Here is an 11,360-nt window from a genome sequence, read left to right as displayed (position 1 = left end):
CCCGCGGAGCGGGTACCACATCGCTGCGCGATGTGCAAGCGGGGCGGTCGCTGCGCTCCCGCTGCCCCCGCGATGCGGGGGCCGTCCCCCTGCGCTGCGCTTCGGGGGACGGGTGGGGCCGGCCGCTGCGCGCCCGGTGGGCCGCGCGATGCGCGGCCGGGCCGATCGGGTTTTGACGGTGCGACTAGCGGGGTCTTCAGTAAGGGGATTGAGGGAGCGTGGGACGCTCCCGGCGGGTCCGCTGCACTCCCCGCCTGACGGTCCCTCCGGCTGCGCCTCCGGAACCGTTGGGCCCGCTGAAGCGGGCCGGGCTGGCTGCCGGGGGTGGGGGTCGCTCGTTCGTGGTGGGTTTGAGTGTAGCGCATGCATCAGGTTGATGCAGCATGTACCGTTGGCGGAAACACGGGACACCCCCGAGCACCCGGGCGGGGCGCACTTTTTGGAGTGCATCAGCCCCGTCATTCAGTAACCCACTGCAGGCGAGGAATCATTGAATTGGGAAGCTGCGGACCTCAGCCGAAGAGCGTTTCCTCGGATATAGGAATGGTGGAATTCCGGCGTGCGGAGGTACCTGAGCCGCCCGGCCCCTGGGGCCGGGCGGCGGACCCCTCCACCGGGCCCAGCCGCGCTTCCTTGCTTGTGATCGTTACGGCCAGTACCACCCGAGACGCAGATCCGCTGGTGCCGCCTACGGTCCGCACCCGAGCCGCGGAGCCGCACGCGAAGCCGCCTCAGCCACCACGCCCAAGCCCTGGGACGGGCGCTAGCCAGGCAGGACACGCCCGGCTTCCCGCTGCTGCCCGCTCGGCGAGATGGAGGCCGGCACCCCACCGGACGGGCCCGGACGGTGTCTTACAGACACCTAAGAGAGCTCCCGGCTCCAAAACGCGCTGACCTGCACAAACGCGAAACCGCGTGTTCTAGATCTCCAGAACAAAGGGGGGTCAGTTTGTTCTGGAGATCTAGAACAAACTCCGGGCGTGTCGGAGGGGCGCAGCGGCCCGTTGAAGACGCGGCGTGTTCTACCCCTCTGAAACAAGACGGTTCCCCTAGTGGTACCGTTCGGCCCACAGCAATGATCTTCCTGGAGGCTTTGATGGAGCAGCTGCCGGTTGTTCGGCCTGGCCAGCGCGTTGTCGCCCGGTCGGACGGCAAGGGCGGCATGGTCGTCAGTGTCGAGAAGATCCAGGGCCGCGAGTTCGCGGTCAGCGCGGAGGTGAAGGGGTACGTCCTGGACGCCAGGCTGCTGATGGACGTGCTGGGCAGCCTCAAGATGCCGGGCAGCTGGTTCCAGGTGTGGTGCAAACTGGTGGCCGCTCAGGACCCGGCGTACCACGGCGTGGACCGGACGAAGGCGCCGCGCGGGTACGTCCGGATCAACCAGCGCGACCTCCAAAAGCTGTGCAGCCTGTCTGCGGCCTCGGTCAGCGAGCCCGCGCAGTTCTTCCACCACATCGGCTGGATGCGGACCGCGAAGCCCGGCGTGCTCCAGCTCAACCCCTGGCTCACGGTGGCCGGCACCTCCGCCGAGCAGGAGCAGTGGCAGAAGCAGTGGAACGCCGCCAAGGGCCCGGCCTGCATCATCCCGGCCCCGGAGTACCCCGCCGAGTGGCGCGCGGAGCGAGCGAGGGCGAAGAAGGAAGCCGAGGCCGCCCGCCGCCGCGAGAAGGTCGTGACGCTGCCGCGCCGCCGCCTGCCCGCCCGGAAGGCGAGCGCGTGATGCGCGCGGGCTTATCCTCAGAGCCAGACGACAACGACCAGGAGGCCCTCGTGAGCACCACTTACGTACCTGGCCCCCCGTCCAACGAGCCGATCGTGCTCAGCCGCGACGCTCTGCGGATGCTCGCCCTCGTGGACGTCTCCCTGACCGCCCGCCGTGTGCTCGACGTGCTCCTGGCCCTCCAGGACCCCGACAGCGGCGCGGTCAGCATCAGCCAAGCGGAGATGGCCGCCGAACTCGGAGCCGGGAAGCCCGCGGTGAACCGCGGCTTCAAGGAGCTGAAGCAGGCCGGCCTCGCCTGGCTCCTTCGCCGCGGCCACTACCAGCTCCACCCTGTCCTCACCGGCGGCAGAGTCGCCGGCGCCGCGATGGCCGTCCCCGAGATCAACGCGACGCCCGCGGAGGACTTCTCCGAGCAGCGGAGGACCCGCTTCGCCGCCCAGGTCGCCAACCTCGCGCAAAGCGCCTGAGCGGCCCGACAGGGCCCTTCCCGACGCCACGGCGCCACACCCCAGGGTGCGGCGCCGTTCGTATGCCCGGGACGCACACGATCCCCCTGGAAGGGGCACCCTCGAGACTCCAGGCGATACACCGTTCCCGCCCAGTGGAAAACCGCAGGTCCCCCCCTCCGCCCGGATTGTCGGTATCACTAGGGATACCGTCGTGTTCCAGTTCTCCAGAACACAGCACCGCCGTGCACGGGACGCGGGCGCACATCGTTCCCCTCCAGGGGAAACCGCAGCTCAGAGAAGTGCGGGACGGGCTTCGGTACCACTAGGGGAACCGTCTTGTTCTGGTTCTCCAGAACAAGAGTCGGCTGCACTGCCGGGACGCGCGTACATCGTTCCCCTCCACGAAAAAGCTGCAGGTGGGACAGCTCGCACGGGCGGTTCTCGGAAGGCGTCGCCGCGTGCCGTGCCCCCGATTGCCGGCCGACGCGGTACGAGTGGGACGTGACGCACAACTTCAGCTTCCACCTCACGCAGGAGTGGGCCAACCAGTACGGCCTCCCCACCGATGACTGGCCCCCAAGCACGGCGCCCGTCACGTCGTTCTTCACGATCGCCGTCAACGCCGTGGGCCTGGAGCGGGCCACCACGTGGTTCGAGGCGGCCCGCCGCGCCGAACGCCGCGTGGAGGAGGTGAAGCAGGCGCGGACCTTCCAGTTCGGCTTCGCTGCCTACCTGGAACACGCGATGGACTTCTACGGCCATCTGCCGACCCTCGAGGAGACCGTGGCGTGGGAGGCGGTGAAGGCTGCACGCGAGATCGCCCACCACAACGTCGGAGTCGGCCCAGACGCCGGCCCCGACTTCGACGACTTCCTCGACTGTGCCATGCGGGCCTGCGGGCGCAGCAGCGACCAGTCGTGCAGCAGGCCGACGGTGGAAGCCGCAAGCGCGTAGCTGTTCCCGGTGCAGCGGCGGTGCACTGCGCCGGGAGGAGCAGGGGCCGAGGCGCTGGTCAGACCTCGATGTATGCGACGACGACCACGGTGCGGAGCGCCGTGACCCAGTAGAGAAGCCGTACGTGTTCCATGTCGTCGGTGTACTGACGCAGATGGGGGCCAGTGCTGTCACCAGGCAGTGGTTCGCCGGCGTCGGGGTCGACGGAGATGACCACCAGGGCGCGGTCCAGGGCGTGCAGCTCGGCTTCGCTGGTGATGGCATCCAGCTGCTTGGCGGCAGAGTCGGAGAACGCGATCCGGGCGCGGCGCGGGCCGTGCGCTGCGGGCATCAAGCGACGGCCGGGCGCTGGGCGGCGAGCCGGGCGAGGTGGGCCTCGCGCAGCTCCTCCCACGGCGTGCAGTCCTCCACCGAGGGGAGGCCGTTGGCGGCGATGTCCTCCAGGACGGCGGCGAGCTGGTCGGCACTCTCGCGGGTCCGGGCCGCGTACGCGCGCAACCCGTCGGCGGCGGCGGGCTCCAGCTGCTGCCGGACGGTGGTGTCGGCGGGGGCCGGCTGTTCGCTCATCGGGGCCTCCAGGGCGCGAACGGGCGTGTGCCACCACGGTATCGGCCGTACGGCGGCCGTGGGACCGCTCCGCTTCACTCCGGGACGGGGCTCGCGGCCGCGGCTCCTTCGACCTTGGCGCACCAGGGTTCGCCGGCGCACTTCCCTCCGAGGCCGGGATCAGCGCAGGTGCACTCCGGCTCGCGCTCCGTGACCTGCGTGATGCGGTAGAGGCCCGGGGTCATCTTGTCGATGCGCAGCTTCTGGACCTTCGCCGTGGCCTCTTGGATCGAGGCGGCGTGGGTGGTGTAGATCAGGGTGGTGGCGCCCGGGTGGGACGGGTCGGTGCACCGTGCCACGACCTGGTACTCGTGCTGCGTCATCGCGCTTCCCGGGTGCTCAGGCAGGCAGGCCGGGGAGAACCTGGCCGTCGGTGATCTGGGTGCGGGCGGTCAGGGCGTGGCCGTCGCACACCACATAGCGGTCGCCGCTGTCGGCCTGGATGGTGTGGGTGGCCGGCTCGGTGCAGGCCGCGTCCAGCCGGTCGTACGGCCAGACGTTGAAGCACGTGAAGTTCGTGCACCAGGAGTCGAATCCACCCGAGCCGGACGCGCGGGACTTGAGGGTGCCGCCGTGCTCGGGGCACACGCCCCACGGCACGGTGCAGTGGCTCAGGTCGGCGACGGTGCTCCGCAGAGCCTGGGCATAGAGCGCGGCGGCGGCGCTGTCGGTGGTCACCTCGGGGATTCTTCCGCACCGCCGGCCCTCTCGCGTCCAGTCCCGTTTTTTGAGCCCCGAAGGGGGTCTCAGCGACCCCCGGAACGCGAGAAACGGACACAACGGGCGCTGTGGAGAGGGAGCGTGACACGGCTCCCGGCGGTGCCAGCGGGGTCAACGGCCCTCGGGGTGAGCGCGGGTGAGGAGCGCGGCGAGCTCGCCGGCGGCTTCGGGTTCGGCGGTGGCGAGGCGGCCCACGAACGCCAGCTGGTCGATGTCGGCGCCGGGGACCAGGCGGGCGAGTTCGGCGAGGAGTGCGGCGTGCGCAAGGACCGGCGGCGGCAGAAGGCTGGCTGCTTCCTTGCGGGCACCCGGGTCGCGGTAGTGCCCGCGGCGCCCGGCCAGGGCGTGTGCGAGCCAGTCGTCGACGTCGGCCTGGACGTACCAGCCCGCGCGCCGGGCGAGTTCGTCCCGGACGGCTTCGTCCCCGGTACGGGGCTCGGTCTGCTGCAGCGTGCCGAGTTCGCGCAGCGCTTGGAGTTCGTCAGCGCGGGCCGCGACCCGGGCGGCTTCGCGCAGCTCGGCCTCCTGGGCGGCGGCGGCCGCGGCGTCGGCGGCGAGCTCGGCCTGGACGACGCCGTCGGTGTCCGGGTCGTAGACGGTGCCCGGCAGCGCGACGGCGAGTAGCTGGTCGATGCGCTCCCACTCCGCAAGTTCCGCCGGGCCGCGGACGTCGTCGGCCAGGTCCTCGTGCCGCGACCTCTGCCGGGCGTCGAAACGGGCGTCCTCGAGGGCCGCCGCGACGGCGCCGGCGTCCATGCCCTGTGCCCGGCGGCGTACGACGCGGCGGCCGATGCGGGCGGGGTCGATCGGCTCGCGGGGCGCGCGCGGGGTGCTCGGTCGGCGGGTCTCCCCGCCGGGCGGCCACATCCTGGTCATCTTCGGCCTCGTATTCGTGGTGCGGATTCGGGAGCGGGCCGTCGCCGGAGCGCTGCTTCGGCAGCCCGCCGGATTGCTTTATAGCAGGACCGAAATTCGACCGCGTAGAAATAGGAACTCGATGGCCTGAACGTGCATGAAATCAGCGTGCAGGCCGTCGGCTCGGGTGCCCCATTCCGTGAAATGCGAGTCCGGGATGGCCTGCGCAACGGTCGAATGCAGGTCATCCTCCGTCGCTGCGGCCTCCTGCAGATCCAGGATCTGCCGTACGTAGGTGGACAAGATCGGGGTGGTGATGGTGCCTTCGCGGCGTCGTCCGAGCTGCCCGTGCAGGTGAATCCGAAGTACGCCACCGGAGGCGGACGCCTGTTCAGGAGCCTTGCTCTGACCTGCGGTTGCCACTCGGATTCGGTCTCCTCCACCAGGGCGGCCGTCAGGCGCTTCTGCGGGCAGTTAGCGTCCCGGCGGTAGCGCTCCACGTACTGCGCGAGACGCCCAGGCGCTCCTCCAGGGCCTGGGTTGGCCCCCTTCCATCGCGTGAGAAGGAATTTCACCTGCGCCTTTGCCGATTTCGCGCGGGCCGGGTGACCGCCCGCGCGGGGGACTCCTGGGTCTTGCCGGAGTGTGCGGGTGTGGGTGGATCATTACCGGATGACTACCTCTCTGTTCGCCGCGGCGGCGGCGGACCTGACGATCGAGCGGATTCGCGCCCTCGCCGCGCGGCCGGAGCAGGTGGAGAGCCTCACGCTGGAGTTCAAGCGCGAGTACTCCAAGAGCCTGCTGACGACCATCGCGGCACTGGCCAACACCTACGGCGGCATGATCCTGGTGGGCATCAACGACAAGGTGGAGCCGGGCACCGAGCGTGTCGTCGGTGTCGACGCCCAGGACACGATCGACAAGATCGCCAGCGGGTGCCGCGAGAAGTTCGACCCGCCCTGGGAGCCGACCTTCATACCCGTACCGTTCGACGACGGGACCGGGCGCAGCGTGGTGGCCATCCGGGTCGATGCCAACGTCGCGCCCCGGCCCCTGCTGATAGACCTGAAGGCGCCGATCCGGCTGAGCGGGCAGAACTCCACCGCCGACCGCGACCGGCTTCTCAAGCTCGCCCGTGAGGAGCCGTCCGCGGGGGTGCTGCCCATGGGGCAGAACGTCATGTCCCCGAACCTGGGCCGAGACGCCGAGGGCAACCCCACCGCGGACTTCATCCTCCGTACCGGCATCAACCTCCCCGTGGGAGAGGCCGGCACCTGGCGCCCGCTGTCGGAGAGGTCCGTCGCCGCTCTCGCCCAGGCGCTGAACAACTCGGCCTTCCCTACCGCCCTGGAGACCCTCGGGCATGGGTCGTACACCGCGTCCACGGGCTTCCGTCAGCACGGGTACAACAGGTCGCGCACGGCCCGGCTGGTGTATCGAGCCCTCACCACGTCCGCAGTGCCGAACCCTGTGGAGGCCGTCGTGACGGTCGCCCTGCCCGAGGTCTACGGCTCTTCCATGGCGGCGACGGCGACGGTCACCATCGACGTCATCTCCCGGGTCCGGCGGTACGCCGAAACCCTCGACAGCTTGGGCCGGCCCGGGGAGGAGTACCGGTACCCGGTACCGAATCTGCTGGACCTGCTCGAAGGAATCCTGAAGACCACCGCCGACCCCAAGGTCGTCGAGGAGATCGCCCGCGTCACCGACATCGACCCCGCTCTGGCAGCGCAGCCGCGCGAGCTCCATCTCGTCGCGGACCGGCATGTCAAGGACCTCCTGCGCTCGGACGGCTTGCAGGAGATCCCAGATGCCGGGGCGTCGGCCGGCGGCGTCTTCCGCGCCAACCCGGCCCTGGACCTGCGCGACGCCGCTGACCGCCAGGAGCAGGTGGACGACTGGCTCCGCCAGCTCGGCCTGGACGCCGGCCTGACCGGCATGGAGAACCTGGTCGAGCACTACCGGGCCGCGACCCGGTCGAGGCCATAGCGCGCAGGATGCGAAACGCCTGGTCCTCGGCAGCTCGATTGCCGAGGTGTGACTGAGCGCTTCAGGTGGCCAGTTGAGCAGCGAGGCTCCCGCCGATGACGGGGGCCTCGCTGTACCGCGGATATTGATAACCCTCCGCGCGGCGTTGGGGTGGCACGGACAACGATCCCGGGATGGCTGCCACGGCTCCTATTGAGCACCGTATCGAAGCCTCGGACTCGGTCCTGGACTCTCCAGGATTTGCCACTCGAAAGAGCACCCCCGCTCAGCTGGCCAGATCGAGCACTCACTGGCCAGCTGAAGCGCTCAGTCACACGAGGGTCAGGCGTTTTTGTACGAGGAGCCGGGCTACAGGTCGAACTCGAGGTGCTCGATGTCGGTGAACCGGACCTCTTCCAGGCTTCCGGCGCGGCGGCCGCCGTCCTGGAAGTAGACCTCCTTGAGCGCTTCGGCCGCGATCTCCTGGAGGCGGTCGTCGCTGGCGCCGGCCTCCTGGGCCTCGAAGAGGCGGGCGGCGTAGCGGGGCGGCAGGGCGACGGTCAGGTGCCGTATGCGGTCCTGGTCGGTGGATCCGATTGGCGCGGTGTAGCCCATGCGGGCGCGGGCGTCGATGACGATGCCGCCCGTGCTCGCCGCTTTGGCCCTGGCCTTGGCTCTGATCTGGGGCTGCCAGCGCTTCTTCACCTCGCGCTCCAGGCGCGCGGCGAGGTCGGCGCGCGGCTTCTTGATCTGGTCTTTCACGTACCGCTCGACGGTGCGTTGGGAGACCCGCAGCATCTGGGCGACCGGCTTGGTGCCGCCGAGCTGCTTGACCAGGTACCGCATCTGCGGGCCCGCGTTCTTGGGCGCCGGGCGCGTGAACGCTTTCTGCACGGCGGCGTCCAGGCCGTCCCCGAACAGGCTCATCGTGGCCCTCTCCTATTCTCCGTTGTCGACGTCGGTGACGGTGCCGTCCTTGATGTACCGGGCGAGGTTGAGCTCCGGGGCGTTGAACCGGTCGCGGACTTCCTCGCCCCACACGACGGACTGGGTGCCCTCGTGCTTGACCAGGCCGGGGTTGATGCCGAGCTTGAAGCCGCCGGGCAGCGGCTTGCCCTCCCGGTAGGGCAGGAAGTCCAGCGGGCTCTCGCCGTTGGCGGCGTAGACGACGCAGTCGGACAGGATCGCGATGGGGTACTGCCCGGTGAACGCCGCGTGGCGCACGATCTTGCGGTGCAGGTTGATCCGGGTGCGGGAGATGACCGCTGCCCGGATGTCCGGACGCCACGTCGGGCGGGACAGGGCGCGCCACGGCTCGCCCGGCCGCCAGCCCTCCCCGCGCGGGCGCTCGCGCAGCTTGCCCAGGCCGCCCTTGACAGTCGCCTTGACTGCGGAGACGACGATCGCCAGCTCCGGGTCGCGGGCCTTGTAGCCGTCCATCGCCGCGAGGAAGTCGGCCGGGGCGAGGTCGGCGTCGACGCCGAGGTCGGCCATCGTGGCGAGGTAGGCGTCGCGCAGCCGGTTGTACCAGCCGTCCAGGTACCGGCCGTTCTCGTACCGGACGTACGCCTCGGTGGGGCGCACCTCGTAGCCGAGCTCCTGGGCGTAGGCGACGGTGGGCGTCGCGTACCAGGCCGGCCCTTCGGGGCGCTCGCCCTTCGGCGTGAACGGGCTGGGCAGCAGGGAGCCGTCCAGCTCCACCCACTCCTTGCCGACCTTCACCTTCGACAGGTCGACGTGGGAGAGGTCCACCAGCCAGGAGCCGGGCAGCTTCGGGTCGAAGGCCGGGTTCGTGACGTGCGTCGGTGCGCCGAGGCCGACCATCAGCCCGTTGGCGCCGGCGGCGAAGGCCATGTTCACGTCGATGCCGACCAGGTGCTGCAGGGTGGTGCCCTCGGCATCGGTCATCGGCCGCGCCCAGTCGTACGCCTCCTCGAACAGCTTTTCCGCCGGGCCGCGCACGTGGAACCGGGGCAGGTCCTTCAGGACCGGGTGCCCGTCCGGGGCCTCGCACGGCGCCGGGTCGACCGGGTCCTTGCCAAGGCCGCCCGGGTTGTGTTCGGAGTGCCGCTTGCCGTCGGCGTCCGGCGCGGAGGCCCGGGTCGCCGGGTGCAGCGCCGTCATCAGCTCCAGGCCCGTGACGGCCGTGGAGCCGCGCGGCGTCATCACCCGGGATGCGTACACGCCCAGGACGCGGGCGAGTTCGGCCGGCGGGAGCTGCCCGGCGGTGTCCCAGTGCCGGGTGTCCAGCGCGTGCCACGACGGGATGCACAGCTGCACGCAGGCGCGTTCCGAACCGGTCGCGGGACGGTAGATCCGCGCCCACGGGCCGAAGCCGCGCTTGGTCAGCTTCCACTCCGCGCGGGTCAGCTGCTTGATGACCTTGTGGCCCTCCGGCAGGCGCCCGGCCAGCCGCTCCTCCTCCGTGAGCGCCGTCGGCAGGCCGTAGCGCTCCAGGGCGGCCTCGGTGAGTACGAGCAGCGGGTCGGCGTCCTTGCCCGGCCCGGCGAGCTTGGGCTGACCGAGCTTCGCCTCGCGCAGCGTCCAGTCCACCAGGGCCGGGATCGACTTGGCGGGCACGTCCAGGACCAGGCCGCCGGTGCAGTACGCCAACACCTTCCCGTCCTCGACGTCGACGACCGCCAACGGGCCGTTCTCGAACCGCGGGTCGGCGCCGACCGCCGAGCTGCCGGCCGGGGCCGCCTTCTTCGCACCCGGGCGGCGCGACGTCGGCGAGGTCCTGGTGGTGCGCGCCGGACGCGGCGCGGCCGCCGGAGCAACGGGGGCGGGGGCGGGGCTGGCCTGGGTGTTCTCGGATGCCGTCATGGCCGCAGCGTCGGACGCCGGGCCGGTGGACAGAGCCGGTGCCTCCGCCGGGGCGGGCGTGCCAGTGAACGTGGCGGGCACCGGGGCCGGGTAGAGCTCCGCGAGCTGCGTGAGCAGCCGCGCATACGCCTCACGCTCGGGGCCGCGCGGCTCGGTCGGCTTCTTCGTCGACTCCCAGGCGGACACCGTGGCCCGACGCACCTTCAGTGCGCCGGCGACGTCGTCCAGCGTGAGGCCGTGCGCGGTGCGCAGCCGCTTGCGCTCCTGTGCCGTTGGCAGCGGAGAGCGGGACGCGACCAGCGCGTCGACCGCGTCGAACATCTCGGACATGGAACACCTCCTGACTCACACCCTACCCCACAACCGTAACTTTCGCGTCCACTCACCGTACAAACACCGTACGAATCTCGTTCGAATGGCTGTCGGGTCGGCCGTTCTGGCCGGATCAGTGGCTGGTTCTCACGAACGCGCACCGGCCCGAGGCACTGGTCATTACCTTCGTGACCATGGAGAAGGTGAAGACCAGCCCGGCCGACTGGGCGATGCGGGTGCTGCTGTGGCTGTACGCGCTCGTGAGCATCCCGCTGTACCTGTGGTTCCTTCACCACGCGGGCGATCGCTGGGGCCGGCAGCTGCCCGCCGACGACGACCTGCGCTTCTGGCTGCCGATCGTCGTCCCGCTCGCCGCGTTCAGCTTCACCACGATGTCCAGCACGTCCTGGTGGTGGAGCACCGAGGACCGTCCGTTCCTCCTGGGCCGCAAGCACTGGCGGTTCATGATGGTCTTCGTCGTCGCTCTGTCCCTGATGGCTGGCTTCTTCGGCTCCGCACATCAGGACGTCATCGCCGTACTGCTGACCGTGATGGTCACGATCATCGGCCTCGTGGGCCTGTGGTTCCTGCCGCTGGCCCTGGCGCCGCGGCTGCTCACCACCCTGCGCCCGACGAAGGCGTCCGCAAACCCGTCCTGACGTCGCCGAAGGAGAACATGATGAGACTCGTCTGGCTGGCCGCGATCAGCGTGCTCGCCGTTGTGATGGTGGTGTTCACGCCGTACGTGTTGCGCACCGAATCGACGTGGCAGGCCACTGCCTGGCTGGTCATGCTCGCCGCCACAGTCATCGGCATCGCCGCGCTCATCCGCGCAGAGCTGCTACTCCGCCGCCTGGAGCGACAGTCTGACCGCAACGTTCCCGGCACCTGACAGCGCGGCCAGCCAAGCGAAAGGGCGACGGCAAGGCTCGCGGTTGACGCCTGGC

The 11,360-nt window shown here is 70.4% G+C and carries 14 protein-coding genes; 6 read left to right on the top strand and 8 right to left on the bottom strand.

Annotation, left to right across the window (positions count from 1 at the left end; genetic code table 11):
- The first annotated feature begins 1,096 nt into the window (after window positions 1-1,096).
- From ACF088_RS39325 to ACF088_RS39315, 3 genes are all read left to right on the top strand, one after another.
- Window positions 1,097-1,720, top strand: coding sequence for a hypothetical protein (locus ACF088_RS39325; protein ID WP_392380787.1), 624 nt, complete (start codon window positions 1,097-1,099; stop codon window positions 1,718-1,720).
- 50 nt (window positions 1,721-1,770) lie between these two features.
- On the top strand, window positions 1,771-2,190 hold the full coding sequence (locus tag ACF088_RS39320) for a helix-turn-helix domain-containing protein (RefSeq protein ID WP_392380786.1): 420 nt from the start codon (window positions 1,771-1,773) through the stop codon (window positions 2,188-2,190).
- A 483-nt stretch (window positions 2,191-2,673) separates the two neighbouring features.
- Window positions 2,674-3,126 (top strand): hypothetical protein, encoded by a 453-nt coding sequence (locus tag ACF088_RS39315; protein ID WP_392380785.1) that lies wholly within the window; start codon window positions 2,674-2,676, stop codon window positions 3,124-3,126.
- A gap of 58 nt (window positions 3,127-3,184) precedes the next feature.
- Here ACF088_RS39315 and ACF088_RS39310 read toward each other — a convergent pair whose 3' ends face one another.
- The 6 genes from ACF088_RS39310 to ACF088_RS39285 all read right to left on the bottom strand — a co-directional run bounded on the left by ACF088_RS39310 (window position 3,185) and on the right by ACF088_RS39285 (window position 5,730).
- Window positions 3,185-3,457: a hypothetical protein gene (locus ACF088_RS39310; protein WP_392380784.1), complete on the bottom strand. Its 273-nt coding sequence runs from the start codon at window positions 3,455-3,457 to the stop codon at window positions 3,185-3,187.
- Window positions 3,457-3,693, bottom strand: coding sequence for a hypothetical protein (locus tag ACF088_RS39305; RefSeq protein ID WP_164379359.1), 237 nt, complete (start codon window positions 3,691-3,693; stop codon window positions 3,457-3,459). The genes ACF088_RS39310 and ACF088_RS39305 overlap by 1 nt, the downstream gene beginning before the upstream one ends.
- A 74-nt stretch (window positions 3,694-3,767) precedes the next feature.
- A complete protein-coding gene (locus ACF088_RS39300; protein WP_392380783.1) occupies window positions 3,768-4,055 on the bottom strand; it encodes a hypothetical protein in 288 nt (95 codons plus the stop codon).
- A 16-nt stretch (window positions 4,056-4,071) separates the two neighbouring features.
- On the bottom strand, window positions 4,072-4,410 hold the full coding sequence (locus tag ACF088_RS39295) for a hypothetical protein (RefSeq protein ID WP_392380782.1): 339 nt from the start codon (window positions 4,408-4,410) through the stop codon (window positions 4,072-4,074).
- Window positions 4,411-4,563: 153 nt separating this feature from the next.
- Window positions 4,564-5,328, bottom strand: a complete 765-nt coding sequence (locus ACF088_RS39290) for a hypothetical protein (protein ID WP_392380781.1) — start codon at window positions 5,326-5,328, stop codon at window positions 4,564-4,566.
- Window positions 5,329-5,406: 78 nt separating this feature from the next.
- On the bottom strand, window positions 5,407-5,730 hold the full coding sequence (locus ACF088_RS39285; protein WP_392380780.1) for a hypothetical protein: 324 nt from the start codon (window positions 5,728-5,730) through the stop codon (window positions 5,407-5,409).
- 249 nt (window positions 5,731-5,979) lie between these two features.
- On the opposite strand from ACF088_RS39285, the gene ACF088_RS39280 reads away from it, so the two are divergent.
- Window positions 5,980-7,296 carry a helix-turn-helix domain-containing protein gene (locus tag ACF088_RS39280; RefSeq protein WP_392380779.1) on the top strand — a complete coding sequence of 439 codons (1,317 nt, stop codon included), beginning with the start codon at window positions 5,980-5,982 and terminating at the stop codon, window positions 7,294-7,296.
- Window positions 7,297-7,644: 348 nt separating this feature from the next.
- Here the strand turns inward: ACF088_RS39280 and tpg are convergent, their stop codons facing one another.
- Window positions 7,645-8,202: a telomere-protecting terminal protein Tpg gene (gene tpg, locus ACF088_RS39275; RefSeq protein ID WP_392380778.1), complete on the bottom strand. Its 558-nt coding sequence runs from the start codon at window positions 8,200-8,202 to the stop codon at window positions 7,645-7,647.
- A 12-nt stretch (window positions 8,203-8,214) separates the two neighbouring features.
- Complete coding sequence (gene tap / locus ACF088_RS39270) at window positions 8,215-10,431, bottom strand: telomere-associated protein Tap (RefSeq protein ID WP_392380777.1); 2,217 nt, start codon at window positions 10,429-10,431, stop codon at window positions 8,215-8,217.
- Between the two features lie 176 nt (window positions 10,432-10,607).
- On the opposite strand from tap, the gene ACF088_RS39265 reads away from it, so the two are divergent.
- Window positions 10,608-11,072 (top strand): hypothetical protein, encoded by a 465-nt coding sequence (locus ACF088_RS39265; protein WP_392380776.1) that lies wholly within the window; start codon window positions 10,608-10,610, stop codon window positions 11,070-11,072.
- Between the two features lie 20 nt (window positions 11,073-11,092).
- Window positions 11,093-11,305, top strand: a complete 213-nt coding sequence (locus tag ACF088_RS39260; RefSeq protein ID WP_392380775.1) for a hypothetical protein — start codon at window positions 11,093-11,095, stop codon at window positions 11,303-11,305.
- Window positions 11,306-11,360: the final 55 nt, after the last annotated feature.

Origin of the sequence: Streptomyces sp. NPDC015125 (genome assembly GCF_043080045.1) — a bacterium.
Taxonomy (GTDB): Bacteria; Actinomycetota; Actinomycetes; order Streptomycetales; family Streptomycetaceae; genus Streptomyces.
This window is presented reverse-complemented; position numbering and strand designations above follow the sequence as displayed.